This window comes from Bacillus cereus group sp. MYBK220-1 (assembly GCF_051916445.1).
Taxonomy (GTDB): domain Bacteria; phylum Bacillota; class Bacilli; order Bacillales; family Bacillaceae_G; genus Bacillus_A; species Bacillus_A cereus.
In genome coordinates, this window is the sequence record NZ_JBQAGQ010000003.1 from 258,339 (window position 1) to 284,636 (window position 26,298).

Consider the following 26,298-nt stretch of genomic DNA (forward strand, 5'->3'; position numbering starts at 1 on the left):
TTATGAAGCAATTTCACCAGTTTTTGTATCATCTTGATTGTACGTATCTTGATCTAATTCACCAAGCCATTTACTTGAAATAAGACCTGCTGTCATAGAGCCACTTACGTTAAGAGCTGTACGCCCCATATCGATTAATGGCTCAACCGAGATAACTAGAGCAACAATACCGATTGGTAAGTTCATTGTAGATAGTACGATTAAAGCTGCGAATGTTGCGCCGCCACCAACTCCAGCAACACCGAATGAGCTAATAGCAACAACAGCGATTAAAGTTAAAATAAATTGTGGTTGTAATGGATCAATTCCTACAGTTGGAGCGACCATCATTGCAAGCATTGCTGGATAAATACCTGCGCAACCGTTTTGTCCGATAGATACCCCAAATGAAGCTGCGAAGTTTGCAATTCCTTCGGAAATACCAAGCTTTTCTTTTTGAGCTTCAATATTTAATGGCATCGCACCAGCACTAGAGCGAGATGTGAATGCAAAAGTTAGTACAGGGAACACTTTTTTCAAATATTGAATTGGATTTAAACCAGACAATGCAATTAATAATAAGTGAATGATAAACATTACGATAAGTGCTACGTAAGAGGCTAACACGAAGTTACCAAGTTTTAAAATAGCATTTATATCGCTACCAGCAACTGTTTTTGCCATAAGAGCTAATACGCCGTATGGAGTAAGGCGTAAAATTAATGTTACCATACGCATTACGATTGCATATACAGCATCAAGCATTTTCTTAAATAGCTCTGCTTGTTCTGGGTATTTTCGTTTTACACCTATAAAGGCAATGCCGATAAAGGCTGCAAATATTACGACAGAAATTGTTGATGTTGGACGAGCGCCTGTTAAATCAAGAAACGGATTTGTAGGCAATAGCTCTAATAATTTATCTGGAATTGTTGTCTTTTCAATAGAAGTAAATCTTTCTTCAACTAGTTTCAGACGAGCAGATTCTGCATCACCTTGTTGTAGGCCTGTTGCAGATACATCAAATCCTGCACTTGCAGCGATACCGACAGCTGCAGCGATTCCTGTAGTAAGAATTAAAATACCGATAATAAGGCCACTAATTTTACCAAGATTTTTCGTTAACTGTAATTTTGTAAATGCTGAAATAATAGATACTAAAATAAGTGGCATAACGATCATTTGAAGTAATTTTACATAACCGTTACCGATTAAGCCAAACCAAGTATTTGATTCAATAATTACTTTAGAAGTTGGCTCATAAATAAATTGTAATATAAGACCGAATAAAATTCCGACTCCTAAAGCGGTAAATACACGTTTATTAAAAGATACATGCTTACGTTGCATATAATATAATACGCCAACTAAGATGAGCATGACTGCAACGTTAATTCCGACAAGCAGTGTATTCATGTTGATTCCCCCTAATTCCAATCTGTTATATAGAATATAAGGTAATAAAACCTATAAGTCAACTAGGAAATTCCGGAATTAAAAAAAAGATGGCAAAATGCCATCTTTTAATGTCCAGCCCCAGGCACAAGTAAGAATGTCGTGTAGTATGTAAATCCTATGAAGAAAACAGTTAAATATGCCCCAAATACGTATATATACATACGCTCTGTTAATTTTAAATAGCTTAAAAGTACGAAGAAACCTGTTTGTCCTAAAAATAGTAGTGCGGCCGGTTGCATATCCCCTACATAAAACATGACCGAGAAAATTCCAGTCCAAAAGCCGAGAACGCGAAACATGCGCTCCATGCCATCTCCCTCCTTTTCTAAAAAAAGTAAACCTCACCTCATTATAGTTTATTTTTCTTACTATTGTAAATATTCGTTCATATAAAAAGAAGCCAATTATTATTGGCTTCTTTTTATATGAAAAATTAAATTGTTAGTTTATAATTACAAGATTTACATCCATCTAATAGACTATCATTTCGAGTTAATTCCATGTTAGGGAATAGGATTTCAAAAATTCCTTTCATCATATCTCCGTGCATGTTACAAATTTCAGTTGGATGATGAACAGCAACTTCTTTAAATGGACAATTGTGTACATCATAGAAAATTTTTGTTCCATCTGCACTTAATTCAAATGCAGGTGATAAGCCAGCTGTTGAGAAAGCTTCTTTTGCAATTTGAACTTTTTGTTCCACTGTTAAAGCATCTTCACTCACATTTAAACGTTGCATATGTTGTTGCATTAATTCAGCTCCGAATTGTTTTCCTGTTTCGTATAGCGCTTTCTCACCAGCAGCGCCAAGGCTAAGTAAAGAATTAAATGCGATTCTTGCTAACAATTGATAATCACGGAATGGAAATTGTAATTGGATAACATCTTCAGATAAGACATACAATCTGCTCGGTCGTCCGCCTTTTCCAGTTTTCTTCGTTTCCGATTTTAGCATATGAACATCTTCTAATTTAGATAAATGTAAACGCGCTACGTTTGGATGAATGTCAAACTCATCTGCAATTTCTTGTACCGTTACGTAACTATGTTTTTGCGAAATATATTTATAAATGTAATAACGAGTTGGGTCAGATAATACACCTGTAATTTTTAAAGCTTGTTCCATGAGGATCTCCACCTTTATCACTTTATCCAAGATAATAACATTATAATACAGATAAACATGAGTATAGGTAATTTCAGACAATAATTCGGAAATTGTTCATAATTTCACAAACATATTTTTCCTTTTTCCTCTATTGAAAATACAAAAGTCCAAATTTTTATTGCGCATGTTTTCATGCTATATACATAGTGAGGAGGGAAAAGTGATGAATGGGATTGAAATTTTTGCGAATGCAATTTTAAAAGAAGCGTGTAGGGTACAAGCGTCAGATTTACATATTGTGCCCCGGCAGAAGGATGTAGCGGTGCAACTACGTATAGGAAAAGATTTAATGACGATACAGTGTATTGAAAAGGAGTTTGGAGAAAAACTTGTCTCACATTTCAAATTTTTAGCATCTATGGACATAGGCGAGAAACGGAAGCCACAGAATGGTTCGTTGTATTTGCAAATTGATGGACAAGAAGTGTATTTACGCCTTTCCACACTTCCAACAGTATATCAAGAAAGTCTTGTTATTCGTCTTCATTTACAAGCATCTGTTCAGCCCTTATCACATCTTTCGTTATTTCCAAGTACGGCAGCAAAACTACTCTCGTTTTTACGCTATTCACAGGGGCTACTTGTGTTTACTGGACCGACTGGATCTGGGAAGACGACGACAATGTATGCATTATTAGAGGTAATTAGAAAAAAGAAAACACGTCGCATCATTACACTTGAAGATCCGGTTGAAAAAAGAAGTGACGATGTATTACAAATTCAAATAAATGAAAAAGCGGGTCTCACATATGAAACAGGATTAAAGGCTATTTTACGTCATGATCCAGATATTATTTTAGTCGGTGAAATCCGTGATGAAGAAACAGCAAAAATAGCTATAAGAGCAAGTTTGACAGGACATTTAGTAATGACAACGCTGCATACGAATGATGCGAAAGGAGCAATCATTCGTTTCATGGATTATGGTATAACGAGGCAAGAGATTGAACAGTCTTTATTGGCTGTAGCTGCACAGCGACTTGTCGAATTGAAGTGTCCGTTTTGCAGAGGAAAGTGCTCAACTTTATGTAAATCAATGAGGCAAGTAAGGCAGGCTAGCATTTATGAGCTACTATATGGATATGAGTTAAAACAAGCGCTTAAAGAAGCTGATGGAGAATGTGTTACTTACAAACATGAGACTTTAGAATCATCAATACGAAAAGGATATGCTTTAGGTTTTTTAGAAGAAGATGTTTATGTTTAAGAAAACTTGGAGTTTAAGTGATCAAGTAGTATTGTTGAAACGTTTAGGAGAATTATTAGAAAAAGGCTACTCTCTTTTACAAGCATTAGAATTTTTACAGTTTCAATTACCTGTAGAAAAGAAAGTACAATTGCAGCGCATGATTGAGGAGTTAAAAGATGGGAAAAGTCTACACGATTCTTTTCATCAGTTAAAGTTTCATCAGGACATGTTAAGTTATTTATTTTATGCCGAGCAACATGGTGATATTTCTTTTGCTTTGCAACAAGGAAGTGCACTTCTTTATAAGAAAGATAAGTATAGGAGAGACATGATGAAAATAATGCAGTATCCTATGTTTTTGATGTTTTTTCTACTAATCATGCTCTTTATTTTTAAACTCATTTTATTACCTCAGGTTGAAATAGTTTATAGTTCGTTCGGTTCTAATACACCACTACTTACAGAAAAAATTTTAAGTGCAATAAAACTGCTACCTTACATTATTTTAGTCGCTATTTTAACTGTTATTATTGGAGGTATTTTATACATGTTGTATTTTAGGAAACTTCCACATATTAGACAGGTAAAAATTATGCTTCGTATTCCCCTCATCAAAACATTTCTTATTTTAAAGCATTCACATTATTTTGCTACTCAGTTGAGTGGTTTATTAAATGGTGGACTATCAGTATGTGAAGCTTTAACAATAATGATGGAGCAAAGATATCATCCGTTCTTTAAATATGAAGCGAGCCGGATTGAAAGACAATTAATTGGAGGAGAACAGTTACAATCTATCATTGCTAAAAGTGGGTATTACGAGAAAGAACTTTCTTATGTTATTACGCATGGACAAGCAAACGGCAATTTAGGGATTGAATTAGGTGACTATAGCGATCTTATTATGGAAAAGATGGAACGGAAAATTAAACATATGTTAGTTATCATTCAGCCTATTTTATTTACATGTATTGGAGGAATCGTTGTCCTTATGTATTTAGCGATGATTATGCCGATGTTTCAAATGATGAATTCTATTTAGGGGGCATTTGTATGCAGAATGAGGAAGGATTTACTCTGTTAGAGATGCTATTAGTGATGGTTGTCATAACTATATTATTACTATTAATTATTCCGAATGTAGTTACACAGCGCTCATCGGTCCAAGGAAAAGGGTGTGCAGCTTACGTGAAAGCTATAGAAGCGCAAATACAAGTATATCAATTACAACATAATAAAATTCCATCGTTAAAAGAACTGACAGATGAAAAGTATATTACAACTGATAAGTGCCCGAATGGCGAATCTATTCATATTTCAGATGATGGCGCAGTATCAATTAGGGCATTGTGAAACAACAGGGGTTTACTTTTTTAGAAATGTTACTCGTTTTATTTGCTATTTCTGTATTAAGTATAGTTACGTATTTTAGCGTGCATTCCTTATACGAGCGACAAAAAGTTGAACAATTTTTGAGGCAGTTTTCAAATGATATTTTGTATATGCAGCAATTAGCGATAAACCGTCAAAAGCACTATACATTACGTTGGCATAAAGATAGAAATATGTATGCTATAAAAGAGTCAGGTACAAAGTATTATATCGTCAAGCGAGAGTATGAAGAAGATATACAAATTGATTTGCATACGTTTCCAAATCCGATGACATATAATCCAAGTGGAAATATTAATAGAGGTGGTACGATTATAATTTCGTATAGAAATTATAAATATGAAATTGTATTTCAGCTTGGAAGAGGGAGATTTACGTATCGTGAAATGTCAAAAAGGATCCATAATGGCTGAAATGATTGTATCGTTAAGTGTTTTAATGATGGCTGTATCTTTACTACTACCGCAAACAGTATTAGTTATGCAAGAAAGAAAAAATATACAAATTCGTTATAAGGCATCTGGATTATTAAAAAAAGAAGCAGCTATATATATGTATGGAAATGAAGAAAAGCGAATAATAGAAAAGAATATAAATGGAATTGTGTATTACACATATTGGGGAGGCAATGAAGTTTGTACCATGTGGAGAGATGTGAAAGACAGAATGATGGAACAATGCTTTTATGTAGGAGAAAAAATAAATTAGAATTTGGTTTTTCATTAATAGAAATGATTGTATGTCTGTTTCTATTATCAATATTTTTTTTGCTCCTTCCCCGCCTACATTTCATTGAAATGGGAAATAAACAGTCAAAAGGATTAAATGATTGGGAGTGGGATGTGTATTTAGGGCAAATGCAATTGGAGTTTCGTGAAGTATCATCTGGAGAACAGCTAGCATTTGAAAATGGAGAAAGTATTTTACGATTCCGATCGCGTAATGGGAGTGAAGTATCGTATGAAAAAGAGAATAGTCGTCTTATAAGAAAGGTAAATAGGCGCGGGAGGGAAGTTGTTTTACAAAATATTGGAACAGTTTCTTACAAACTAACACCTCATGTACTCATTATAAATGTAAAAGATACTAGTGGGAAAATATATGAAGGTGTAGTTATGCGATATAGCGAAATAGGAATAAACGTATGAGAAAGCAAAATGGATTTACAATGCCTGGAACTATTATCTTTCTTATTTTATTAACTTCTTTTTTTATATACGAAACAAATATGTTGTTTACAGATAAAAATTTTTATATAGAAATAGAACAAAAGTTTTTATTGGATGAATTACTTAACCGATCTATTACAGATATAAAAAAAGATTTACAGCAAAAAGAAAAAGAAGGTACATTTTTCTTTCAGTATGAAAAGGGAGAAGCGAGTGGAAATTATGTCTTTGAAAATGATTTAATTCTCGTTACGTTGCAGTGCACACTCAAACAGGAAGCTTTCTATACGGTGAGTTTTCGGTATAGAAAAAAGGATGGAAAAATAGTGGATTGGATAGAAGGATAATATGTGAAATATATGGAGATAAACCAGGATTTTCTATTGTAAATTGAATTGATTTTTTAGAAGAAATGGATAAATATAATGATTAAAAGTTTAAATTTTCTCAAAAAAGAGAAAGGTAGAAAGAATATGATATATTCATGCTATCCAATCATTATTTTTAGGGAGAATAGGGAAATGACAAACAACAATCAAATAGGTGAAAATAAGGAACAAACTATTTTTGATCATAAAGGAAATACGATTATGACAGAAGATAGAGAAATACACATTATTTCAAAATTCGAAGAACCTCTTATTGTCGTATTAGCAAATGTACTAAGTGATGAAGAGTGTGGTGAATTGATTGAAATGTCTAAAAATAAAATGGAGCGTTCTAAAATTGGTTCATCACGTGATGTAAATGATATTCGAACAAGTAGCGGTGCATTTTTGGAAGACAATGAACTTACTTCAAAGATTGAAAAACGAATTTCATCTATCATGAATGTTCCTGCGTCGCATGGTGAAGGATTACACATTTTAAATTATGAAGTGGATCAACAATATAAAGCCCACTATGATTATTTTGCGGAACATAGTAGATCAGCTGCTAACAATCGTATTAGTACGCTTGTAATGTACTTAAATGATGTAGAAGAAGGCGGGGAAACATACTTCCCGAAATTAAATCTTTCTGTACACCCTAGAAAGGGAATGGCAGTATACTTTGAGTATTTTTATCAAGATCAATCACTAAATGAGCTTACGTTACACGGAGGAGCACCTGTAACGAAAGGTGAGAAATGGATTGCAACGCAGTGGGTGAGAAGAGGTACTTATAAGTAAAAGCGAGTGTTACGTTTTGTTCTTCATAGTATAAGAACAAAACGTTTTTTTATTAAACAAAGTAGCATCTTTCGTTATAATAACAATTAATAAATGACGATTGAGAGGACAGAAAATGAAATCTATATATATAACCGGCTACATGGGAGCAGGGAAAACAACAATTGGAAAAGCGTTAAGTAAAGAACTTCAAATGGATGTTGTAGATACTGATCAAAAAATCGAAGAGAAGCAAGAGAAGGCAATTCGAAATATTTTTGCCGAAGAAGGCGAAATGGCTTTTCGGGAATATGAAAGCGAAATGTTACGTGCGCTACCAGTCCATAATGTCATTATTACAACTGGTGGGGGAATTATTGAACGAGCGGAAAATCGCAAGTGGATGAAAGAGAACGGAACTGTCGTGTATTTATATTGCGATCCGCATGTAATTGCAGAAAGGCTTCGTGAAGATACGACACGTCCACTATTTCAAAAGAAAGATATAGATGCATTTGTAACGAAATTTGAATCACGCCGAGCTTATTATGAAGAGGCTCATATACATATTGATACGACGAATAAGTCTGTAAAGCAAATTATGAATGAATTAAAGGAAAAGATTAATGTATAAAAAAGTGGACATACTAATCAAGTAGAGGTGATGATAATATGTCTACTAATGATTATGTTCGCTTTGTGACGCAGCAGTTTGTGTCGTATATGGATGCTCCAAAAGAAGATCGAAAACAAAAGAAAGAACAACGCCGTGCTGAAAAAGAGCCATTTATGAATAAGTGGTTTGGTGTTATGCCGCTGAGTGCTGCTTTGTTTTACCGAAATGTAAAAAGTAAAAGAAAAAAATCAAGTTGAATTTTAGTCATATGTTTAGCAAACCAAAAATCCTCTAGTGTCGTATTACACTAGGGGATTTTTATTTACTGCACGGATTCTTGTTCTTCCGTAACGGCATGTATTTTATTGTTCACCCATACAAATCCTATTCCGATACAAATAGAAATGCCCCAGCCTACAGCGGTCATAATCGCTCTCATTTCACCATAGCCATCTACACCAAAAACAGAGATGAAATAAATTTTTAAAAAGCTTTTTAATATAAATTGCAGCCCGAAAAATAACGTTAAATATTGCAGTGCTGGATATATACGACTATCACGATAAAGCTCACGACTTTTATCGCGGTCATGGCCTTGCAGCGCTGCAATATCCGCAGCGAAATATAACATGAGTGGTTTTTTTATGAAAATTGTACAGATGACGATAATACCGAGTACGATGTGATAATATGCATCATTCCACAACATTCGTTCAGCTGACCCAGATAATAAATCTACCGTTGTATTAGAAATGAGTGTAATTAAAATAAAGAACCCTGTCACGTTAAACTGTTTTTCTTTTTTAAAGGTATACAGTGTATAAATAATCCCCGGAACAGAGGAAAGTAACATCGCGTAATAAGGATCGATATAAGGTTTTGCAAATTTCCAAATGAGGAATGGGATTACGAGATAAAAGACAAGATCTAATATAGCTTTTTTATTTTGATTCATACAAAGCCTCCTTAAGTCATACATATATTTTATAATATAATTTCTGAAAATTGTATAAGGGTTTAATGGGAAAAGAAAAAATATATCAATTTTCGAGGGGTTAGTAGATTGAAAAAAATTGCCCCTAGCGTAGTAAGTTTTTTTAGTATATAATAAAGGAAACGCTTTCATTTTTAATTTGTTCACAAAATGGACGGAAAATCACATATTTACTATCGATATGTTGCTTTATAATGAAACTAATTAAATATACATGCATACAATATTGTGAAATAAATAACATAAATAATCTATATAAATGTAAACGTTATCAAAAGAGAGAGGTGGAGACAATGAGTAAATTTTTCTTCAATCATAATCCAGCAACAGTAGAGGATGGAAGGCTTGTTAAATATGCTGAAATTATTTATGGAGAAGGTGGCCGTTCTGTATTAGAAAATTTAATGGTGAAGGCATCTATCAGATTGCGTGATCGTTATCCGAATAAATCTGACGAGCAGATCTCGAACCTAGTAAATAAAGGCATCCATGATATGTTTCAAAAATATGTGAGCGAGTAAGAGTGGCCAATGGCTGCTCTTATTTTTTTGTATAAGGATTGTCACTCTAGCTGAAAATAAACATGTATTCTGAAAAACGTAAAAAGGAGTGGGAAAGATGAGCAATGGAATTGGACGTTCGAAAGAAAATCTTCCAACTGATGCAAATCATGTGAGCGCGAAGGATCGTGCGTATCAAAAACGCATGGCAAAGCAAAAACAACAAGAGCGTAATGAGGATAGAGAGTAACTCGAAATAAAGCTCCTTCTAAAGCAGAAGGAGCTTTATTTTGATAGAAAATGATTCGCGGTAACATAAAAGAGTCCACCGTTAATAATTTGCACTGTAATACGTGGTTCATACTGTTCTTGCAGAGCTTGTTTTTCAATTTCATAGCTCTCAGGAAGTTCGTCACTTTCTTCATAAAAACGGTTTAAAAGGTCTAAATCATGATTCCAACGCACTCTTGCTTCTTTTGCCCACGTATGGTCATCTTCTGCAATTATATTTTTTAAAGCGTCTTCTATGCGTTGTAAACCACTTTGAGGTTTAATGATGGGCGAGAGCGTAAAACAAAAATCAGGTATTTTTGGTGTAAGTTTAATGTTTGTTAATGTTTCATGAAAGTTTGCCATCATTGTTCCAGAAATGAGATGAATACCAATCGAGTGAAGGATGTCTTTTTTTCGATCACATTGATAGGAAACTTTTATATTAATACCGAGCCAAGGGTGGAGCGGTGTATGTGTTGCTCCATTATGTCTTACATCCTCATATAAACGTATGTATGAGCCTAATTCTTTTGTCGTTTGGAAAATTTGATGTAGACGTGGTGAACCGTAGTGAATAAGCTCACCATCATTTTCTTCATTTTCTGGATTTGTAATAAGAGTAAGGCGCATCGGATTCGGTACGCCTCCTGTTTTCTCAAGATAGTGCCAATAAAAAGGGCGATTCATTAATAATTTATCCATCTCAATTGTTAACTGTACATCTAATAAATGAGGAGAACGTTCTAAAATTTCACAGTTATTCGCCTCAAAGAAATTGTATAAGTAATTATGAATTTCATGTTGCTGCATAGCCCTGCACCTCAGCTTCATTTCGTTTCGCAAAGTCGATAATAGATGTTAAGTTTTCCATCTTAATTCTAATTTCACCTTCGCTTTTTGATTGCGCGAAAATTTCTTGAATGTGCGCGTCGATGTTTTTCATATTAATTCTCGTTAAAATTTCATCGAGTTCACCGATAACACGCTCGAATAAGTTGATTTTTTCATATAACAGTTTCAGAATATGTTCTTCAACAGTATGCTTTGTAGCTAAGTTATAAATATGAACATCATTCTTTTGACCGAGACGGTGAATACGCCCGATTCTTTGTTCAAGACGCATTGGATTCCATGGCAAATCATAATTGATCATATGGCTACAAAACTGTAAGTTAATCCCTTCACCACCAGCTTCAGTTGCAATTAATACTTGTGCGTGGTTTTGGAAAAGCTCCTTCATCCAATCTTTCTTCCCGCGTTTAAACCCGCCGCGGAATGGAACGGAAGAAATACCGTGTTGTTGTAAAAACCATTGTAAGTACATTTGTGACGCTCGATATTCTGTGAAGATAACGACTTTATCGTCAATTTCTTTTATAAGCTCAAGAGCTTTATTTGCTTTTGAGTTGAAAGGAATATGATTAATTTTGTCCATTAGCACATCGATATGTGGATCTTTTATATAATGTTCGTTTTCTTTCTGTCTTTTTTCTACATGCTTTTTCAATGAATAGTAAACAGCCTCACGACTACTACATGCTTCCCGTTTTAAAGTTAACGATGAGAAAGCAGATGTGAAGGCGTCTTGTCCTCGCCAATTTTCGATATCATTATATAGAGCTTGTTCTTGTTCATTAAACTCAACAAAAATTGTACGTACATGTCTCTTCGGCCAATCGATACCGGTATTATGTCGTCTATTTCGCACCATTACTTTATTAATGAGAGCTTTTAAGTCTTCATCTGATTCGGCTGAGCGATTTTTGGAAGCGTAATATTCTTCAAAGTTGGATTGATTGCCTAAATGTCCTGGTTTTAATAAAGAAACAAGGTTAAAAATTTCATCAATCTTATTTTGAACAGGAGTAGCGGTTAGTAATAAACAAAATTTCTTTTTTAATCGCTGTGCAAATTCATAGTTTTTTGTTTTATTATTTTTAAGTTTATGTGCTTCATCGATAATAATAAGGTCATATTCTAAGTTCAAAACGATATCACGATGCGGTGAACGTTTTGCAGTATCAATTGAGGAGACAATCACATCGGCTTGTTCCCATGAATAGCTTTTCTTTTGGGCTACAGCTGGAATGAAAAACTTTGTATTCAGTTCGTATGCCCATTGTGATACGAGAGAAGCTGGGACAAGTATAAGTACCTTTTTCACGAGCCCGCGGACCATGTATTCTTTCAAAATAAGTCCAGCTTCGATTGTTTTTCCAAGGCCTACTTCATCTGCTAGAATCGCTTTACCGTTCATTTGTTCAATCACATTTTGAGCGACTTCTAATTGATGCGGAAGCGGTGTGAAATGGGATAAATGTTTCGGTGCTTGTAGTCCATCAAAAGTAGGAACAAGTAACGATTTTTCTGTTTCATAAGCTAAGTGATATAAATCCCAGTTTGTCCAAGGACCATCTTCGTCAATTCTATTTAAAAAATTGTTTTGCCATGTCCGATCTACGGAAATATCGACATTCATTACAACTCTCCCACCTTTTATAAACTAAAGTAATTATTTTTTAATGTATGATGATTTGCCTTAAAAGAAGGCATAATTATCGTTATTAAAGGCTATATGATAGACAATAATAAAGTATTAAATCTCAAAAGCTGTATTTATTGTGTTTTAACATAAAAAATTCTAAATTATTTTTTATGCTAGAATATTGATGAAATATAGCGAATGATGTTAGGATAATGGTGTGAAATGTGTGGAATCTTTCGTATTTTATCCAAGAAAGTGATTTTTTATTTACGCTTTCATAAAAAAATATAATGAGATTCCGTATATCCTATCTTTTCAGAATGAAAATGTTTAGAAAAGGGAAGCAACTTTTATTGATTTGTCAAAGCATAAGGGGGAGAGAGCATGATTACATTACAACGTACACCGTTATTTGATGTATACGCGAAGTATGGTGGGAAAACAATCGACTTCGGTGGTTGGGAATTACCAGTTCAATTTTCAAGCATTAAAGAAGAACACGAAGCTGTACGTACAGCTGCAGGTTTGTTCGATGTGTCTCATATGGGAGAAGTTGAAGTGAAAGGTGTAGATAGTTTAGCATTTTTACAACGTGTTGTTACAAATGACGTATCTACCTTAAAGGTAGGGGGCGCACAATATACAGCTATGTGCTACGAAAATGGTGGTACAGTAGATGATTTATTAATCTACAAACGTGGTGAAGAAGACTATTTATTAGTAATCAATGCATCAAATATCGAGAAAGATTACGAATGGTTAGCAAGTCATGTAATTGGCGATACGACAGTAGTCAATGTTTCTAGTGAAGTTGCACAGCTTGCAATTCAAGGACCAAAAGCAGAAGGCATTTTACAAAAAGTTGTGTCAGAAGATTTGAAAGAAATTAAGTTCTTTAAATTTAAAAACGATATTCTTGTAGACGGAATTCCAGCACTTGTATCTCGTACAGGTTACACAGGTGAAGATGGATTCGAAATTTACTGTAAGAGTGAAGATGCTGCAAAACTTTGGGAGAAACTTCTTGAAGTTGGAGCAGAAGAGGGCTTAAAAGCATGTGGTTTAGGTGCTCGTGATACACTTCGATTCGAAGCAACATTACCACTTTATGGACAAGAATTATCAAAAGATATTACACCGATTGAGGCTGGAATTGGCTTTGCGGTAAAAACAAATAAAGAAGCAGACTTCTTTGGAAAAGCAACGTTAAAAGAGCAAAAAGAAAACGGTGCGCCTCGTAAATTAGTCGGCATCGAAGTAATCGAACGTGGAATTCCTCGTACGCATTACCCTGTATTTATTGGTGAAGAAAAAATTGGGGAAGTAACGAGTGGTACACAATCTCCAACGTTAAAGAAAAGCATTGGTTTAGCACTAATTGATGTAAAATACGCAGCAGTTGATACAGAAGTAGAAATTGAAATTCGTAATAAACGCGTCAAAGCAGTAGTTGTTCCAACACCATTTTACAAACGTTCAAAGTAACGGGGAGAGGGGTAGATTTCATGTTGCATCGTTATCTTCCAATGACAGAAGAAGACAAAAAAGAAATGTTACAAACGATCGGCGTTCAAACGATCGATGAATTATTCTCTGATATTCCAGAGAGTGTTCGTTTTAAAGGGGATTTAAAAATTAAAGAAGCAAAATCAGAGCCAGAGCTTTTAAAAGAGCTATCTCAAATGGCTAGTAAAAATGCTAACTTAAAAGAATACGCTTCTTTCTTAGGAGCAGGCGTATACGATCATTATGCTCCAGTAATTGTAGATCATGTTATTTCTCGCTCAGAATTTTATACAGCTTATACACCATACCAACCGGAAATTTCACAAGGGGAATTACAAGCAATCTTTGAATTCCAAACAATGATTTGTGAATTAACAGGAATGGATGTAGCAAACTCTTCTATGTATGACGGGGGTACAGCTTTAGCTGAAGCGGCAATGTTAGCAGCTGGCCATACTCGCAAAAAGAAAATTCTTGTATCTAGCGCGGTTCATCCAGAATCAAGAGCAGTACTTGAAACGTATGCAAAAGGTCAAAATCTTGAAGTTGTTGAAATTAATCATAAAGATGGTGTAACAGATTTAGACGTATTACAAAGTGAAGTAGATGATACAGTTGCTTGTGTAATCGTTCAATATCCAAACTTCTTCGGACAAGTTGAAAAATTAGCTGATATTGAAAAAATCGTTCATCAACAAAAATCATTATTTATCGTTTCTTCAAATCCATTATCATTAGGCGCATTAACACCACCAGGGAAATTTGGTGCTGATATTGTAATCGGTGATGCACAACCATTCGGTATTCCAACGCAGTTTGGTGGACCGCACTGTGGTTACTTTGCAACAACGAAAGCATTTATGCGTAAAATTCCAGGACGTCTTGTTGGACAAACTGTAGATTCAGATGGTAAACGTGGATTTGTATTAACGTTACAAGCACGTGAACAGCATATTCGCCGTGATAAAGCGACGTCTAATATTTGTTCAAACCAAGCGTTAAATGCATTAGCAGCTTCTGTTGCAATGACGGCACTTGGTAAACAAGGTGTGAAAGAAATGGCACGTCAAAATATTTCTAAAGCACAATATGCAAAACGTCAATTTGAAGCGAAAGGCTTCACAGTAACATTTGCTGGACCATTCTTCAATGAGTTTGTTGTAGATTGCAAACGTCCAGTGAAAGAAGTAAACGATGCATTATTACAAAAGAATATTATCGGTGGTTATGATCTAGGCCGTGATTATAAAGAGCATGAAAACCATATGCTTGTAGCAGTAACTGAGCTTCGTACAAAAGAGGAAATTGACACACTTGTAAACGAAATGGGGGCTATCCAATGAAGAACCAAGATCAAGCACTTATCTTTGAAGTGAGTAAAGAAGGACGCATAGGATATAGCTTACCCAAATTAGATGTAGAAGAAGTGAAACTAGAAGATGTGTTTGAGAGCGATTATATTCGAGTAGAAGATGCAGAGCTACCAGAAGTATCTGAACTTGATATTATGCGCCACTATACAGCACTTTCAAACCGTAACCACGGTGTTGATTCTGGATTCTATCCACTTGGATCTTGTACGATGAAATATAATCCGAAAATTAATGAGAGTGTAGCTCGTTTCGCAGGATTTGCAAATATTCATCCGTTGCAAGATGAAAAGACAGTACAAGGTGCAATGGAATTAATGTACGACTTACAAGAGCATTTAATTGAAATTACAGGTATGGATACTGTTACTTTACAACCAGCAGCTGGTGCACATGGAGAATGGACAGGTTTAATGTTAATTCGTGCATACCATGAAGCGAATGGTGACTTTAACCGTACGAAAGTAATTGTGCCTGACTCTGCTCACGGAACGAACCCAGCATCTGCAACTGTAGCTGGTTTTGAAACAATTACAGTAAAATCAAATGAAAATGGCCTTGTTGACTTAGAAGACTTAAAACGTGTTGTAAACGAAGAAACAGCAGCACTTATGTTAACAAATCCTAATACATTAGGGCTATTCGAAGAAAATATTTTAGAAATGGCAGAAATCGTCCATAATGCAGGCGGTAAATTATACTATGATGGTGCAAACTTAAATGCGGTATTAAGCCAAGCACGCCCAGGAGATATGGGATTTGACGTTGTGCATTTAAACCTTCATAAAACATTTACAGGTCCTCACGGCGGTGGTGGCCCAGGTTCTGGTCCAGTAGGTGTGAAAGCTGATTTAATTCCGTACTTACCAAAACCGATTTTAGAGAAAACGGAAAATGGTTATCACTTCAACTACGACCGTCCAGAAGCAATTGGTCGTGTGAAACCATTCTATGGTAACTTCGGAATTAACGTTCGTGCATACACGTATATTCGCTCTATGGGTCCAGATGGCTTGCGTGCAGTAACGGAGTATGCTGTATTAAATGCGAACTATATGATGAGAAGATTAGCGCCATTCTACGATCTTCCATTCGATAGACATTGTAAGCATGAATTTGTATTATCAGGTCGTCGTCAAAAGAAACTTGGTGTACGTACATTAGATATTGCAAAACGTCTGCTTGATTTCGGTTACCATCCACCAACAATTTACTTCCCATTAAATGTGGAAGAATGTATTATGATTGAGCCGACAGAAACAGAATCAAAAGAAACATTAGATGGTTTCATTGATAAGATGATTCAAATCGCTAAAGAAGTAGAAGAAAATCCAGAAGTTGTACAAGAAGCACCGCATACGACAGTTATTAAACGTTTAGACGAAACGATGGCTGCACGTAAACCAGTTTTACGTTATGCGAAGCTAGCTCCTGTACAAGTTTGATTAAAATAACAAAGGAAGAACTCGCTGAGGCGGGTTCTTTTTTTGTATGGAGAATTTGTCCCGCATTAACGGACAGTAAACTCCCAACTCAAAACTTAGCTGGTGCAAAGAAGCCAGGTGGGAGATAAACTGTCCGTTAATGCCCGATTGGTTCAACTAATAATCAGTGGGGATGAACAAAAATCCCCACTGATTAAAGTTTCACTTTATGCAGAAATAGTGAAGAAAATGTTAAAAAAATATGTTTTTTGTTTCCTAATGGTGTAAAGTTGTAGTTTTATAGGTAGTTTTGTTGAAAAAGTCGGTTTGATAAAAGTATTTATTTTTGTTAGAATTTTATTGAAATTAAGAAGATGTGATGAGGCAAAGATTACTCATTTTTATGTATATGTGAAAAAACGAACAAGACGGGGGTGAAAGTGTGGGATATCGATGTTATAGAATGGTATACCATTTAGAAAATGGAGAAACAATTAAAGATGTAAAAGAATTTTGCTATCGAGACCAAGGGAAAGTATTAGAAAGAGTAGCAAATCGTGTAATGGATAATAGAGAAGTGACGGCGATTGATAAACAAGGAACAATCATTTCAATAGCATGTGAGGACATTGTAAAGGTGGAACTTGATTACATAACAGAAAGTTAACCTTGAGTCATATCGAATTATTCGATAAAATAAACTGTTGAATGGTGAAGTGAGAAGAGAGGAGTTTATCATGGGTAGTACAAGACACTTTTATATGTTTATCTTAGCGTTTGTTCTTGTTGTCGCATTAACGATTTACTTAATCGTTGACAGCAGCTGGTACAACACGGTTCATCCGGCATTCCTTCTGTTTATGTATATAGGAATTGCAGTAGTAAGTTTCGGAATGAGAGACGAGATGTTAGATCGCTTTGAAAAGTGATACATATACGAAAGACCAACAGGAAAATGTTGGTCTTTTTTTCTTGCCAAAAATAGGATGATGTGTATATACTGTATATATAAGGTATATACAGTATATACACACACTGGAGGAAAACATGAATATTATTATTTCGAATTCTTCCCAAGACCCTATTTATGTGCAAATAAGAAAACAATTAAGCCAGCTTATTTTAAATGGCGGTTTAAAGGGTGGAGATCAATTACCGTCTATTCGTAGCTTAGCGAAGGAATTACAAATTAGTGTCATTACAACGAAGCGTGCATACGAGGAGCTTGAAAAAGAAGGATATATAGAAACTGTTGCTGGGAAGGGGACTTATGTTTCACGTAAAAATAATGAACTATTAAAAGAACAAAGGCTTCGCCTATTGGAAAGTAAAGCGGAAGAGATTGTGAATGAAAGTAAAGCGTTGCAGCTTTCACTTGAAGAATTACAGCAGATGATTGCGTTTTTATATAAGGGGGAATGAGAGAGATGTTAGAGTTAAAAAATGTTTGTAAAAGTTATGAAGGTTTCGCAGTGAAAAATATAAGTTTTACGTTACCACGCGGATATATTATGGGGTTTGTCGGACCGAATGGGGCCGGGAAAAGTACGACAATCAAAATGATTATGAATTTAATTAAAAAAGATAACGGAGATATAAAAATTTTTGGCAAGGACAATAAGAAAGCTGAAAAGGAAATAAAACAAAATATCGGCTTTGTATATGATGAAAATCATTATTACGAAGATTTAACGTGTGAACAAATGAAGCGTATTATTGCACCGTTATATAAAAAGTGGGACGAAGAGCAGTATCAATCGTATATGCATAGATTGCAAGTTCCGAAGTATAAAAAAATTAAAGAATTATCAAAAGGAATGAAAATGAAATTTGCGATTGCCATCGCACTTTCGCACCACGCAGAGTTTATTATTATGGACGAACCGACAGCAGGGTTAGATCCAGTTGTTCGAAGTGAATTACTTGATATGTTGCAAGAAATTGTAATGGAAGATGAAGTATCCGTATTATTCTCAACGCACATTACAACAGATTTAGAGCGCATTGCAGATTATGTTACGTTCATCAATGATGGAGAAATTATATTTACTGGTGAAAAAGAAGACTTAATGGAGAACTACGTAATCGTAAAAGGAAGTAATGATTTATTAGACCGAGAAGGAAAAGAACTATTTGTTGGATTACGAAAAAATAAGTTTGGTTTTGAAGGTTTAGCGAATGATAAACAAGCAATCATAGATTGGTTTGGAAATGAGGTTGTACTAGAAAAGCCTACATTAGATGATATTATCGTTTACACCGCGAAAGGAAGAGGTGCTTATGCGTCAGCTTGTATATAAAGATTTGTTCTTTTTTCGGGTAATGTGGTTAGTGAATTTTGTTATGCCTCTTTTGTTTTTTATGTTAGAGCCAAGTGGTGAATTTTTATTTCCGATGAGTTGTCTATTTATAACCCTCTCCTCCGTTATGACGTTAACCTTTATGGATGAAAGAAATAAAAGTGACATTATTATAAATAGTTTACCAGTAAGTCGGAAGGATATCATTATTGCTAGATATATTTCCTGTGCAATATTTATTGTCGGTGCCATGGTTTCAACTATGATAATTGTATTCCTTTTAAGAGGTATTGCTGTTATTGATGATATTGGTGTATACCATCCTAATTTTTATATTGAAATTCCATGGTATGTAGTGGTAAGTGGAGTGATTTATTCTGTAGTATTTGTGGCGACATTTTTTCCTAGTTATTATGGTACAAAATCAAAGGGCATGAGAAGTATAGTATCAGCGGCAGCAATGGGGATTGGTGTACTTCTTTGGATATTTATTAGTGATGGGCTGAATGAAACAACATCTTCATTCAGTGAGTGGATTATGAATCCAGTACATATTGGTGTATTTACGGTTGGAGGAATGATATTAGCTAGTGCCTATATCGCTTCTATGTTTCTTACAATTAAAATTTATGAAACGCGTGATTTATAGAGAGGAGAATTCATATGCAACAGTTGATTTTGAAGGAGTTTTTTTTACAGAAGAAGATGTTTCCTTTCTATTTTTTAATCCCTATTTTATCTATTTTTAAGAATTCCGTCGAACCAATGGGGATTGCAATAGGAATATTTATAACATGTAGTACGATTATATATATTTCTTTTTATTATGACGAGAAAAGTAAAGCGGAAAAAGTATTAGTGAGTTTACCTATAACGAGAAAAGAGATAATTATAGCTAAATATATTTCAAGCACATTATTTATTATGGCTGGTTTAAGTGTAACTTTTATAGTCGTAATATTAGGAAATATTTTATTGGACAGGGATATAGTCATGCCTGGATATGCAGTGTTTTCAGCGATAGTAGCAACTTTGATTTATTGTGCAGTAACGATACCGACTAATTACATTGGGGGATATAAAGTTATTACTGTCTTGAATTTGATTATGCTTTTTCCTTTAATGGGTATGATTGGTCTTATGTGCAATATTTTTGGTGATAAAACAATTATGTTAAAAGTACTTCACTCTCAAGAGGCTACACCAGCAATGGGTGTTCTTAGTATTGGAGTATTAGTGAGTATATTCATATCAATGTTCCTCTCAATGAAAATGTTTCAGCAGGCAGAGTTATAGAAGGGACATTTTCATATTAGGAGGTGCAATACATGATCAAGCAACTAATTTTAAAAGATTTCATCATTCAATGGAAATTTTTAATTTGGTACATACTGTATCCTGTTTTCTTTTATATGGCCTTAACAGATACGGAAAATCTGTTCATAATTATGTCAGTAATTATTACAGTTGGGGCAACAGTAAAAACATTTGAAGCAGATAGTAAAAATGAGAGTGAAGTTATAGTAAATAGTTTACCAATATTGAAAAAACATATTGTATTTGCAAAATATATAGTAGCAATTATTATTCTTTTTATAAGTGTAATGGTCGGTTGTTTTACGATGGGAATGAAGAATGGGGTTAACCTATTTGAATTTATTGAAACGACAATGGTTGCTAGTATTAGCTTTATTTTAGTGTATTTAAGCTTTGTTTTACCGATATCGTTTTGGTTGGCCTATAAAAAAACTATTTTTATTGCGATTTTTATATTAATAGCACCTATGGCCGTTTCTTCTATTTTCTTTGGAATCAACCTAGAACAAATTCAACTATATAACAGCGTGTTATTCATTAGTTCAATATGCATGTTTATAATATCTATCTTCGTTTCAGTGAAATTGTATGAGAAGAGAGAATTTTAAAAGGTGCCCTATAAAAGGCACCTTCTTCAATAACGACAATAGGAAAGTAAAAGTTTATAAACAGAGAGGTTACTCGGTACAACATCTTTTGGAGTATGTAATATAAAGCTGAAAACGATAACGAGAATAAGAAATAGGAAAAATAAAAATAGAATTTGCTTATGTATAGAATTTTGCATATTATCCACTCCTTTTTTAGGTAGTATGTCCAAAAGAAAGGAGTATATGAAAAATGTTAGGAGGGGAGAATGATGAACAAAAGAAAATGGTTATATAGAATAGGAATATTTTTATTTTCAATCGGCCTCATATTAGCAAATGTTTACTCGGATATACCACTGTTATTTCCAAGTTTACATAAAGGGGGTGGTATAAGTATTGCCATAATTGGTCTGTTTTGTCTTATCACATGTAACTTCTACAGAAAGTCTGAATGAATATAAAAAAGGACAGTTATTCTTTTTCAGAAATACTGTCCTTTTTAAATAACTTATTCCATAGTTTGGCGATACTCCATATAATGACGATTGCAATGGAGGCGATAATGGACCAAACAATCGATATAATTTCAAGTGTCATGTTAGGAAGGAATGTGAGAATGGATAATACTTTATGAAACAATGATTCTATTATATGAAAACTTATTTGTAATAGAATGACGATACCAAGTGTGATCCATGCTAATATTTTCTTTCCTTGTTCTTTCCACATGACATTCACCTCACGTTAGCTTAATAGTTTTAAGCCAACAGCGCCGCATAGAATACAGCTTAAGAAAGCAAGACGACGCCAATCCGCTGATTCTCGGAAAATGAGAATGCCTAGAAGTGCACTTCCAGCAGTTCCGATTCCAGTCCAAATTGCGTAAGCAGTTCCCATCGGTAATGTGTTCATCGCAAGAGATAAGAAGAAGAAGCTTACGCCGAAGTTAGCGATTAAAATAACTTTTGGTGCCCAGCCTTTCTTTTCAGTGGCTACTTTCATAAAGAGTACACCAATAATTTCACAAATACCAGCTAGAATTAAAAATACCCAAGCCATTTTATGCGGCCTCCTTCGCTTCTTTTTCTTCTGTTACTCGTTTTAAACCAATTACTCCGAAGAAGATTAAACCGATTAATAAAACTTTTACGATAGAGAAAGGTTCTCCGAAGATGAAAATCTCTGTAAGAACGATTCCGCCAGCTCCGATTCCTGTAAAGACTGCGTATACAGTGCCGACAGGTAAATCTTTATAAGCTCTAAATAATAAGACGAAACTAATTGTAATTAATAGAGCAACACCAGCCCATTCAAGTGGTGCCTCTGCTTTTTTTAGTCCAATCACCCAAAATATTTCAATAATACCAGCGATGATTACATAAATCCATGCCATATGTCATTTCTCCTTCCTACCAGTCGTTAGGTAAAGGGCTTAAAAACGACGCATTGCAAAGGAGCAATCCGTCAGTTTGAAAGTCCGCGCCAAAATACTTTCCAAGAAGCGTCTAAACGTGTCTCAAAACGATTTAAACCTGCGTATAGTAGTTCAACCATAAGACCGTCGAGTAAGCATAGAAAAGCCTCTAAGGCGTCTTTTACTTCAATGTTATGCAGCTCATCTTGTTCGCTTGCTCTTTTAAATACAGGGAATAAAAGTTTTCCGACGTTTTCAATGTGTACATTTGCTTTATTAATAATTTGTTCGCGAAATGCATCAGGCGGAAAATAAGAAGTTCGTAACCAAAACATTGATTCTTCACTTTCACCAAATCGTTTTGCATACCCTTTTAATAATTTTAAAAGCAATTCTTCAGTGGACGAATTGGAAAAGCTTTCGATATCGCCTGTGAAGCTCTGCAAATCTTTTTGAAGAGCAGATTCTAAGCATATGAAATATAGCTCTTCTTTTCCTTTAAAGTGTGCGTAAATCGATGGTTTTTTAATCCCAACTTCTTGAGCAATATTTGCCAATGAAGTTCCTTCATAGCCGTAGCGTGCGAAATGAGAAAGTGCTACAGCTTTAATGCGGTTTGCTGTCATTTTCATCCCCTACCTACCGTTCGTTAGGTTCATTATATGAGATGGGAAATATAAAGTCAATAGGTGAAGAGCTGAGAAAGAGCGTTATAAGTAACGCTCTTTTTAGACAGTCTCTCGCTCAATTAAATGGAATGAAAGTTCTTTTGCACTGCCGACAATTTGCTCGCTTTGGATCTGCTTATGGAATAAAGAAAAAGCATGTGAGCCCATTGCGAGACCGGGATGTTCAATTGTGGAAATTTCTAATGCCTTTGAAATTTCATGATTATCAAATCCAAGGATAGCAAGGTCTTCAGGTACTCGAATACCATGTTTTCGAGCCTCTGTTAATAAACCAGCTGCAACTTGATCGTTCGCTGTGAAAATAGCCGTTGGACGATCTTTCATATTTAAAATACGATGGAGTATTTGTGCTCCGTCCTGCATTGTATAGCATTGGTGGAAAATCCATTCAGGATGCAACGTTTTGCCTTCGTTACGAAGTGTATCGGCGAACGCTTTTTCGCGCTCCATGGAATTTACACTTGTTTTTCTTGCTAAACAAATTCCGATTTTTTCATGGCCTCTACTTAGTAAATAGGCAGTACCAAGACGGAAACCTTCATAATGATCTACGTAGATGGATGAAATGAGGGGATGCTTCATTTTTTCACATGAAATAATAGGGGCAAATTTTGCAAAAGGTTCGATTTGTTCCCAAGAGCTCGTTCGGGAGCAAATAATCATCCCATCAAATTGTTTCATTTTCATCATTTCAAGAACACGAATTTCTTCAATGCTATCGTAATTCGTTTGACATAAATTAATATGATACCCAGCTAATAACGCTTCGTTTCCGATTCCTTCAATAATCGTACTGAAGTAGGGGAGGTTAATGAAAGGAAGCATAACGCCAATTGTATATGTTTTCCCTCTTATTAAATGGACAGCATTTATATTTTTTGCGTAGTTTAATTCTTCAACAGCATCTAGAACACGCTTACGCTTTTCTTCTTTTACGTAAGGGTGATTATTCAGGACACGAGAAACAGTTGATATCGATACACCAGCAGTTTTAGCAATTTGTTTTATATTGGCCATATGTATCACCTCTTTCCCTTATTATAAAGGGAAAATAATAAGAAAGAAAAAATCTTGACCTGAAAAGCTTTTCACAAACTATGGTATTAATAAGACTTCTTTTTATTCGCGTAACCTTTTCATTTGGGCGTAAGAATGATAGGGGTCTTTTTTGTTTGCAAAAAGTGTTGTCAAAATGTGTGAGAATAACGTGGAAAGTTTTCAAAGGTGGAGTTTGGTGACAAAGCGAATATGAAGAGAATATCAACGCTTCGTTCGTTAAGAGAGCGGTATGAAAGGGCGGAAACAAATTGAAAAAAAGAATCATTTGTTTCGTGTTTTCTAGTTTCGTACTTAGTTCGTGTTCGTTTCAGCAAACGATGCAAGAAGAAAAACACTTTGTGGGAACAACGGGAGGAGCTATGGATCGTGTTACGGATCCTATTCCGCTAAAGGAACTTCCAAAATATTTTCCGGTGAAGTTTAAAGTTCCAACGTTTTTACCGTACGACATTACAAGTGATGTGAAGGGTGAAGTAAGAACGCTTGGGAAAAAGAACGCTGTCTTAACGATTAAATATAAACAGAAGGAGCCAGGTAGAAATGAGTATATTGAGTTAAATGTCGCGAACTTTCCTTATAGTTTTCCGGATCTTATGGAAGAGAAGCGATTTCAAGAACAAATGAAACTGAATAATGGAACGTCTGCTTATTTTAAAAATAAAGATGATTATGAACGTGGTGACGAATTTGCTACGCTTATATGGAAAGAGAAAGGAATTGAATATCAGCTGCTGTATCGGAATGTAGAAGAGAACGATGAAAAGGTAATCAAGCAGAATTTATTATACATTGCGAATAAGATGAAATGAAAAAACTAGCTGATTTATTCAGCTAGTTTTTTGTATGTTATTATTTCTTTTTAATTTTGCCTGTCCAAGATTTAAATCCACCTTGTAATTGGTAGAAATCTTTGTAGCCTTGTTTTTTTAAGTATTGCGCTGCACGACCTGTACGGAATCCGCTTTGGCAATATAAGTAAACAGGTTGATCTTGACGAAGTTCTTTATGGCGAAGGCGAATTTGTGATAACGGAATGTTACGTGCACCTAAAATATGCCCTGCGTTATATTCGTCTGCTTCACGAATATCGATAAGCTGTGCTTTACGGTAGCCAGCGCGAAATTCTTCTTCTGTAAGAGTTTTAATTAATTTTTTCTGATAGAAGTACATCCATACAGTGTAGCCGATAAATGCTACGATTACGGCTAATAAAATAATCCAAGTTGTTGACACGATTCTATCGCTCCCTTTTTTCTTATCCTACTTTCAATATTATAATGCCCTTATGTATTTATGCAACAGATTCATTTGCATATAAGAAGAAATTTCGTATTCTTTCACAAATTTTGTCGAATTTGGTAGACTAGAGAATGTGAAAAATAATTGGTTATATGAGGTGCAGGATGGGAAAAGAAAAATGGTGTTATATTAACTCTGGTCAATGTTCACCGGCATTTAATATGGCGTTAGATGAATGTTTATTAAATTGGCAAAGTGAAAAGAAAATGCCACCAACAATTCGTTTTTATGAATGGGAAGTACCAACATTAACAGTTGGGTATTTTCAACGTGTTGAAAAAGATATTAATATGGATGTAGTTAACGAAAAGAAATATGGATTCGTTCGTCGTCAAACAGGCGGCAGGGGTGTACTACATGACAAAGAGTTAACGTATAGTGTTATTGTGTCTGAAGATCATCCGAATATGCCGAAAACAGTTACAGAAGCGTATCGTGTTATCTCGCAAGGTTTATTAGATGGTTTTAAGGCATTAGGGTTAGAAGCCTATTATGCAGTTCCAAAAACAGAAGCAGATCGTGAAAATTTAAAAAATCCACGTTCAGGCGTATGTTTTGATGCACCATCTTGGTATGAAATTGTAGTGGAAGGACGAAAAATTGCTGGTAGTGCTCAAACACGTCAAAAAGGTGTTATTTTACAGCATGGATCGATTCCATTAGAAATTGATTTAGATGAACTATATGATCTATTTTTATTCCCAAATGAACGTGTGAAGGAACGTATGAAGAGTATGTTCTCTTCTAAAGCAGTAGCAATTAATGAATTAACAGACCGTACATTTACGATAGAACAGTTAATTAAAGCGTTTGAAGTTGGCTTTGAAAAAGGATTGGATGTAGAACTTGTTCCATATGAATTAACAGAAGAACAGTTACATGAAGTTCAAACGTTAGCGAAAGAAAAGTATGAAAGTAATGAGTGGAATTATAAAAAATAAGAGATGGCAATT

The 26,298-nt window shown here is 34.8% G+C and carries 38 protein-coding genes; 25 read left to right on the forward strand and 13 right to left on the reverse strand.

The genetic code is table 11. The annotated features are described in order from the left end of the window. The 3 genes from ACTFRU_RS14990 to ACTFRU_RS15000 all read right to left on the reverse strand — a co-directional run bounded on the left by ACTFRU_RS14990 (position 1) and on the right by ACTFRU_RS15000 (position 2,566). Positions 1-1,395, reverse strand: coding sequence for an L-cystine transporter (locus ACTFRU_RS14990; RefSeq protein WP_001094344.1), 1,395 nt, complete (start codon positions 1,393-1,395; stop codon positions 1-3). 107 nt (positions 1,396-1,502) lie between these two features. After that, positions 1,503-1,745, reverse strand: coding sequence for a DUF2626 domain-containing protein (locus ACTFRU_RS14995; protein ID WP_000440716.1), 243 nt, complete (start codon positions 1,743-1,745; stop codon positions 1,503-1,505). Positions 1,746-1,870: 125 nt separating this feature from the next. Beyond that, positions 1,871-2,566, reverse strand: a complete 696-nt coding sequence (locus tag ACTFRU_RS15000) for a helix-turn-helix transcriptional regulator (RefSeq protein WP_000434125.1) — start codon at positions 2,564-2,566, stop codon at positions 1,871-1,873. Positions 2,567-2,771: 205 nt separating this feature from the next. Between ACTFRU_RS15000 and comGA the strand changes: the two genes are divergently transcribed. The 10 genes from comGA to ACTFRU_RS15050 all read left to right on the forward strand — a co-directional run bounded on the left by comGA (position 2,772) and on the right by ACTFRU_RS15050 (position 8,382). Then, entirely contained in the window at positions 2,772-3,815 is a 1,044-nt protein-coding gene (gene comGA / locus ACTFRU_RS15005; RefSeq protein WP_440037704.1) for a competence type IV pilus ATPase ComGA, read from the forward strand. Further along, positions 3,802-4,839, forward strand: a complete 1,038-nt coding sequence (gene comGB / locus ACTFRU_RS15010; RefSeq protein WP_016123380.1) for a competence type IV pilus assembly protein ComGB — start codon at positions 3,802-3,804, stop codon at positions 4,837-4,839. Before comGA ends, comGB begins: the two co-directional genes overlap by 14 nt. An 11-nt stretch (positions 4,840-4,850) precedes the next feature. Beyond that, a complete protein-coding gene (gene comGC, locus ACTFRU_RS15015; RefSeq protein ID WP_001178684.1) occupies positions 4,851-5,150 on the forward strand; it encodes a competence type IV pilus major pilin ComGC in 300 nt (99 codons plus the stop codon). Further along, positions 5,147-5,602 (forward strand): competence type IV pilus minor pilin ComGD, encoded by a 456-nt coding sequence (comGD, locus tag ACTFRU_RS15020; RefSeq protein ID WP_000813141.1) that lies wholly within the window; start codon positions 5,147-5,149, stop codon positions 5,600-5,602. Before comGC ends, comGD begins: the two co-directional genes overlap by 4 nt. Continuing rightward, a complete protein-coding gene (locus ACTFRU_RS15025) occupies positions 5,595-5,897 on the forward strand; it encodes a hypothetical protein (RefSeq protein WP_000829464.1) in 303 nt (100 codons plus the stop codon). The genes comGD and ACTFRU_RS15025 overlap by 8 nt, the downstream gene beginning before the upstream one ends. Further along, the gene (gene comGF / locus ACTFRU_RS15030) at positions 5,867-6,337 is read left to right on the forward strand and encodes a competence type IV pilus minor pilin ComGF (protein ID WP_033692316.1); all 471 of its coding nucleotides are present in this window, start codon (positions 5,867-5,869) and stop codon (positions 6,335-6,337) included. Before ACTFRU_RS15025 ends, comGF begins: the two co-directional genes overlap by 31 nt. Beyond that, positions 6,334-6,705 carry a competence type IV pilus minor pilin ComGG gene (gene comGG / locus ACTFRU_RS15035; protein WP_001231318.1) on the forward strand — a complete coding sequence of 124 codons (372 nt, stop codon included), beginning with the start codon at positions 6,334-6,336 and terminating at the stop codon, positions 6,703-6,705. Before comGF ends, comGG begins: the two co-directional genes overlap by 4 nt. Before the next feature lie 174 nt (positions 6,706-6,879). After that, entirely contained in the window at positions 6,880-7,530 is a 651-nt protein-coding gene (locus ACTFRU_RS15040; protein ID WP_113303575.1) for a 2OG-Fe(II) oxygenase, read from the forward strand. A gap of 115 nt (positions 7,531-7,645) precedes the next feature. Continuing rightward, positions 7,646-8,143: a shikimate kinase AroK gene (aroK, locus tag ACTFRU_RS15045; RefSeq protein WP_000836653.1), complete on the forward strand. Its 498-nt coding sequence runs from the start codon at positions 7,646-7,648 to the stop codon at positions 8,141-8,143. A 38-nt stretch (positions 8,144-8,181) separates the two neighbouring features. Further along, the gene (locus ACTFRU_RS15050; RefSeq protein ID WP_000106083.1) at positions 8,182-8,382 is read left to right on the forward strand and encodes a YqzE family protein; all 201 of its coding nucleotides are present in this window, start codon (positions 8,182-8,184) and stop codon (positions 8,380-8,382) included. Between the two features lie 65 nt (positions 8,383-8,447). Here ACTFRU_RS15050 and ACTFRU_RS15055 read toward each other — a convergent pair whose 3' ends face one another. Together ACTFRU_RS15055 and ACTFRU_RS15060 are read right to left on the reverse strand one after the other, a co-directional pair. Then, on the reverse strand, positions 8,448-9,080 hold the full coding sequence (locus ACTFRU_RS15055; RefSeq protein ID WP_001073111.1) for a VC0807 family protein: 633 nt from the start codon (positions 9,078-9,080) through the stop codon (positions 8,448-8,450). A 142-nt stretch (positions 9,081-9,222) separates the two neighbouring features. After that, positions 9,223-9,339, reverse strand: a complete 117-nt coding sequence (locus tag ACTFRU_RS15060; protein ID WP_001987222.1) for a hypothetical protein — start codon at positions 9,337-9,339, stop codon at positions 9,223-9,225. A gap of 73 nt (positions 9,340-9,412) precedes the next feature. Here ACTFRU_RS15060 and ACTFRU_RS15065 point away from each other — a divergent pair, with 73 nt between their 5' ends. Together ACTFRU_RS15065 and ACTFRU_RS15070 are read left to right on the forward strand one after the other, a co-directional pair. Continuing rightward, complete coding sequence (locus ACTFRU_RS15065) at positions 9,413-9,640, forward strand: hypothetical protein (protein ID WP_000032702.1); 228 nt, start codon at positions 9,413-9,415, stop codon at positions 9,638-9,640. 97 nt (positions 9,641-9,737) lie between these two features. Continuing rightward, a complete protein-coding gene (locus ACTFRU_RS15070; protein WP_000064668.1) occupies positions 9,738-9,869 on the forward strand; it encodes a hypothetical protein in 132 nt (43 codons plus the stop codon). 35 nt (positions 9,870-9,904) lie between these two features. Here ACTFRU_RS15070 and ACTFRU_RS15075 read toward each other — a convergent pair whose 3' ends face one another. Further along, entirely contained in the window at positions 9,905-10,702 is a 798-nt protein-coding gene (locus ACTFRU_RS15075) for a YqhG family protein (RefSeq protein WP_001183964.1), read from the reverse strand. Continuing rightward, positions 10,689-12,371: a DEAD/DEAH box helicase gene (locus ACTFRU_RS15080; protein ID WP_001100037.1), complete on the reverse strand. Its 1,683-nt coding sequence runs from the start codon at positions 12,369-12,371 to the stop codon at positions 10,689-10,691. Before ACTFRU_RS15080 ends, ACTFRU_RS15075 begins: the two co-directional genes overlap by 14 nt. A gap of 390 nt (positions 12,372-12,761) precedes the next feature. Here ACTFRU_RS15080 and gcvT point away from each other — a divergent pair, with 390 nt between their 5' ends. From gcvT to ACTFRU_RS15135, 11 genes are all read left to right on the forward strand, one after another. After that, positions 12,762-13,862, forward strand: coding sequence for a glycine cleavage system aminomethyltransferase GcvT (gene gcvT, locus ACTFRU_RS15085; protein ID WP_000631777.1), 1,101 nt, complete (start codon positions 12,762-12,764; stop codon positions 13,860-13,862). 20 nt (positions 13,863-13,882) lie between these two features. Beyond that, the gene (gcvPA, locus tag ACTFRU_RS15090; RefSeq protein WP_000903240.1) at positions 13,883-15,226 is read left to right on the forward strand and encodes an aminomethyl-transferring glycine dehydrogenase subunit 1; all 1,344 of its coding nucleotides are present in this window, start codon (positions 13,883-13,885) and stop codon (positions 15,224-15,226) included. Then, positions 15,223-16,698, forward strand: coding sequence for an aminomethyl-transferring glycine dehydrogenase subunit 2 (gene gcvPB / locus ACTFRU_RS15095; RefSeq protein WP_046392993.1), 1,476 nt, complete (start codon positions 15,223-15,225; stop codon positions 16,696-16,698). The genes gcvPA and gcvPB overlap by 4 nt, the downstream gene beginning before the upstream one ends. Before the next feature lie 442 nt (positions 16,699-17,140). Then, positions 17,141-17,344, forward strand: coding sequence for a DUF3929 family protein (locus ACTFRU_RS15100; protein WP_000262496.1), 204 nt, complete (start codon positions 17,141-17,143; stop codon positions 17,342-17,344). 70 nt (positions 17,345-17,414) lie between these two features. Further along, a complete protein-coding gene (locus tag ACTFRU_RS15105) occupies positions 17,415-17,606 on the forward strand; it encodes a hypothetical protein (protein ID WP_000535933.1) in 192 nt (63 codons plus the stop codon). 118 nt (positions 17,607-17,724) lie between these two features. Then, a complete protein-coding gene (locus ACTFRU_RS15110; RefSeq protein ID WP_001021353.1) occupies positions 17,725-18,099 on the forward strand; it encodes a GntR family transcriptional regulator in 375 nt (124 codons plus the stop codon). Between the two features lie 5 nt (positions 18,100-18,104). Beyond that, entirely contained in the window at positions 18,105-18,977 is an 873-nt protein-coding gene (locus ACTFRU_RS15115) for an ABC transporter ATP-binding protein (RefSeq protein ID WP_000891306.1), read from the forward strand. Beyond that, positions 18,958-19,626, forward strand: coding sequence for an ABC-2 transporter permease (locus ACTFRU_RS15120; protein WP_001249566.1), 669 nt, complete (start codon positions 18,958-18,960; stop codon positions 19,624-19,626). The genes ACTFRU_RS15115 and ACTFRU_RS15120 overlap by 20 nt, the downstream gene beginning before the upstream one ends. Positions 19,627-19,640: 14 nt before the next feature. Further along, complete coding sequence (locus ACTFRU_RS15125) at positions 19,641-20,273, forward strand: ABC-2 transporter permease (RefSeq protein ID WP_001186554.1); 633 nt, start codon at positions 19,641-19,643, stop codon at positions 20,271-20,273. Between the two features lie 32 nt (positions 20,274-20,305). Beyond that, a complete protein-coding gene (locus tag ACTFRU_RS15130; protein ID WP_006921547.1) occupies positions 20,306-20,902 on the forward strand; it encodes an ABC-2 transporter permease in 597 nt (198 codons plus the stop codon). 248 nt (positions 20,903-21,150) lie between these two features. Then, a complete protein-coding gene (locus ACTFRU_RS15135) occupies positions 21,151-21,339 on the forward strand; it encodes a hypothetical protein (RefSeq protein ID WP_440037705.1) in 189 nt (62 codons plus the stop codon). 16 nt (positions 21,340-21,355) lie between these two features. Here the strand turns inward: ACTFRU_RS15135 and ACTFRU_RS15140 are convergent, their stop codons facing one another. The 5 genes from ACTFRU_RS15140 to ACTFRU_RS15160 all read right to left on the reverse strand — a co-directional run bounded on the left by ACTFRU_RS15140 (position 21,356) and on the right by ACTFRU_RS15160 (position 24,004). Then, positions 21,356-21,613: a DUF3975 family protein gene (locus tag ACTFRU_RS15140; protein ID WP_440037706.1), complete on the reverse strand. Its 258-nt coding sequence runs from the start codon at positions 21,611-21,613 to the stop codon at positions 21,356-21,358. A gap of 15 nt (positions 21,614-21,628) precedes the next feature. Then, a complete protein-coding gene (locus ACTFRU_RS15145) occupies positions 21,629-21,943 on the reverse strand; it encodes a DMT family transporter (RefSeq protein ID WP_000312623.1) in 315 nt (104 codons plus the stop codon). Between the two features lies 1 nt (position 21,944). Then, positions 21,945-22,277, reverse strand: coding sequence for a DMT family transporter (locus ACTFRU_RS15150; RefSeq protein WP_000312339.1), 333 nt, complete (start codon positions 22,275-22,277; stop codon positions 21,945-21,947). A 71-nt stretch (positions 22,278-22,348) separates the two neighbouring features. Further along, positions 22,349-22,930, reverse strand: a complete 582-nt coding sequence (locus tag ACTFRU_RS15155; protein WP_002005730.1) for a TetR/AcrR family transcriptional regulator — start codon at positions 22,928-22,930, stop codon at positions 22,349-22,351. A gap of 96 nt (positions 22,931-23,026) precedes the next feature. After that, complete coding sequence (locus ACTFRU_RS15160) at positions 23,027-24,004, reverse strand: LacI family DNA-binding transcriptional regulator (protein WP_324655957.1); 978 nt, start codon at positions 24,002-24,004, stop codon at positions 23,027-23,029. Between the two features lie 314 nt (positions 24,005-24,318). Here ACTFRU_RS15160 and ACTFRU_RS15165 point away from each other — a divergent pair, with 314 nt between their 5' ends. Then, on the forward strand, positions 24,319-24,855 hold the full coding sequence (locus ACTFRU_RS15165) for a hypothetical protein (RefSeq protein ID WP_033695179.1): 537 nt from the start codon (positions 24,319-24,321) through the stop codon (positions 24,853-24,855). A 40-nt stretch (positions 24,856-24,895) separates the two neighbouring features. Here ACTFRU_RS15165 and ACTFRU_RS15170 read toward each other — a convergent pair whose 3' ends face one another. Next, complete coding sequence (locus tag ACTFRU_RS15170) at positions 24,896-25,279, reverse strand: rhodanese-like domain-containing protein (RefSeq protein WP_000108653.1); 384 nt, start codon at positions 25,277-25,279, stop codon at positions 24,896-24,898. A 170-nt stretch (positions 25,280-25,449) separates the two neighbouring features. Between ACTFRU_RS15170 and ACTFRU_RS15175 the strand changes: the two genes are divergently transcribed. Then, the gene (locus ACTFRU_RS15175) at positions 25,450-26,286 is read left to right on the forward strand and encodes a lipoate--protein ligase family protein (RefSeq protein ID WP_000514081.1); all 837 of its coding nucleotides are present in this window, start codon (positions 25,450-25,452) and stop codon (positions 26,284-26,286) included. The last annotated feature ends 12 nt before the right edge of the window (positions 26,287-26,298 follow it).

Bases quoted from the DNA above. Each gene is read 5' to 3' on its own strand.
- ACTFRU_RS14990 (WP_001094344.1), bottom strand. From the start codon at position 1,395: ATGAATACACTGCTTGTCGGAATTAACGTTGCAGTCATGCTCATCTTA.
- ACTFRU_RS14995 (WP_000440716.1), bottom strand. From the start codon at position 1,745: ATGGAGCGCATGTTTCGCGTTCTCGGCTTTTGGACTGGAATTTTCTCG.
- ACTFRU_RS15000 (WP_000434125.1), bottom strand. From the start codon at position 2,566: ATGGAACAAGCTTTAAAAATTACAGGTGTATTATCTGACCCAACTCGT.
- comGA (WP_440037704.1), top strand. From the start codon at position 2,772: ATGAATGGGATTGAAATTTTTGCGAATGCAATTTTAAAAGAAGCGTGT.
- comGB (WP_016123380.1), top strand. From the start codon at position 3,802: ATGTTTATGTTTAAGAAAACTTGGAGTTTAAGTGATCAAGTAGTATTG.
- comGC (WP_001178684.1), top strand. From the start codon at position 4,851: ATGCAGAATGAGGAAGGATTTACTCTGTTAGAGATGCTATTAGTGATG.
- ACTFRU_RS15025 (WP_000829464.1), top strand. From the start codon at position 5,595: ATGGCTGAAATGATTGTATCGTTAAGTGTTTTAATGATGGCTGTATCT.
- comGF (WP_033692316.1), top strand. From the start codon at position 5,867: ATGCTTTTATGTAGGAGAAAAAATAAATTAGAATTTGGTTTTTCATTA.
- comGG (WP_001231318.1), top strand. From the start codon at position 6,334: ATGAGAAAGCAAAATGGATTTACAATGCCTGGAACTATTATCTTTCTT.
- ACTFRU_RS15040 (WP_113303575.1), top strand. From the start codon at position 6,880: ATGACAAACAACAATCAAATAGGTGAAAATAAGGAACAAACTATTTTT.
- aroK (WP_000836653.1), top strand. From the start codon at position 7,646: ATGAAATCTATATATATAACCGGCTACATGGGAGCAGGGAAAACAACA.
- ACTFRU_RS15050 (WP_000106083.1), top strand. From the start codon at position 8,182: ATGTCTACTAATGATTATGTTCGCTTTGTGACGCAGCAGTTTGTGTCG.
- ACTFRU_RS15055 (WP_001073111.1), bottom strand. From the start codon at position 9,080: ATGAATCAAAATAAAAAAGCTATATTAGATCTTGTCTTTTATCTCGTA.
- ACTFRU_RS15060 (WP_001987222.1), bottom strand. From the start codon at position 9,339: ATGCATGTATATTTAATTAGTTTCATTATAAAGCAACATATCGATAGT.
- ACTFRU_RS15065 (WP_000032702.1), top strand. From the start codon at position 9,413: ATGAGTAAATTTTTCTTCAATCATAATCCAGCAACAGTAGAGGATGGA.
- ACTFRU_RS15070 (WP_000064668.1), top strand. From the start codon at position 9,738: ATGAGCAATGGAATTGGACGTTCGAAAGAAAATCTTCCAACTGATGCA.
- ACTFRU_RS15075 (WP_001183964.1), bottom strand. From the start codon at position 10,702: ATGCAGCAACATGAAATTCATAATTACTTATACAATTTCTTTGAGGCG.
- ACTFRU_RS15080 (WP_001100037.1), bottom strand. From the start codon at position 12,371: ATGAATGTCGATATTTCCGTAGATCGGACATGGCAAAACAATTTTTTA.
- gcvT (WP_000631777.1), top strand. From the start codon at position 12,762: ATGATTACATTACAACGTACACCGTTATTTGATGTATACGCGAAGTAT.
- gcvPA (WP_000903240.1), top strand. From the start codon at position 13,883: ATGTTGCATCGTTATCTTCCAATGACAGAAGAAGACAAAAAAGAAATG.
- gcvPB (WP_046392993.1), top strand. From the start codon at position 15,223: ATGAAGAACCAAGATCAAGCACTTATCTTTGAAGTGAGTAAAGAAGGA.
- ACTFRU_RS15100 (WP_000262496.1), top strand. From the start codon at position 17,141: ATGGTATACCATTTAGAAAATGGAGAAACAATTAAAGATGTAAAAGAA.
- ACTFRU_RS15105 (WP_000535933.1), top strand. From the start codon at position 17,415: ATGGGTAGTACAAGACACTTTTATATGTTTATCTTAGCGTTTGTTCTT.
- ACTFRU_RS15110 (WP_001021353.1), top strand. From the start codon at position 17,725: ATGAATATTATTATTTCGAATTCTTCCCAAGACCCTATTTATGTGCAA.
- ACTFRU_RS15115 (WP_000891306.1), top strand. From the start codon at position 18,105: ATGTTAGAGTTAAAAAATGTTTGTAAAAGTTATGAAGGTTTCGCAGTG.
- ACTFRU_RS15120 (WP_001249566.1), top strand. From the start codon at position 18,958: ATGCGTCAGCTTGTATATAAAGATTTGTTCTTTTTTCGGGTAATGTGG.
- ACTFRU_RS15125 (WP_001186554.1), top strand. From the start codon at position 19,641: ATGCAACAGTTGATTTTGAAGGAGTTTTTTTTACAGAAGAAGATGTTT.
- ACTFRU_RS15130 (WP_006921547.1), top strand. From the start codon at position 20,306: ATGATCAAGCAACTAATTTTAAAAGATTTCATCATTCAATGGAAATTT.
- ACTFRU_RS15135 (WP_440037705.1), top strand. From the start codon at position 21,151: ATGATGAACAAAAGAAAATGGTTATATAGAATAGGAATATTTTTATTT.
- ACTFRU_RS15140 (WP_440037706.1), bottom strand. From the start codon at position 21,613: ATGTGGAAAGAACAAGGAAAGAAAATATTAGCATGGATCACACTTGGT.
- ACTFRU_RS15145 (WP_000312623.1), bottom strand. From the start codon at position 21,943: ATGGCTTGGGTATTTTTAATTCTAGCTGGTATTTGTGAAATTATTGGT.
- ACTFRU_RS15150 (WP_000312339.1), bottom strand. From the start codon at position 22,277: ATGGCATGGATTTATGTAATCATCGCTGGTATTATTGAAATATTTTGG.
- ACTFRU_RS15155 (WP_002005730.1), bottom strand. From the start codon at position 22,930: ATGAAAATGACAGCAAACCGCATTAAAGCTGTAGCACTTTCTCATTTC.
- ACTFRU_RS15160 (WP_324655957.1), bottom strand. From the start codon at position 24,004: ATGGCCAATATAAAACAAATTGCTAAAACTGCTGGTGTATCGATATCA.
- ACTFRU_RS15175 (WP_000514081.1), top strand. From the start codon at position 25,450: ATGGGAAAAGAAAAATGGTGTTATATTAACTCTGGTCAATGTTCACCG.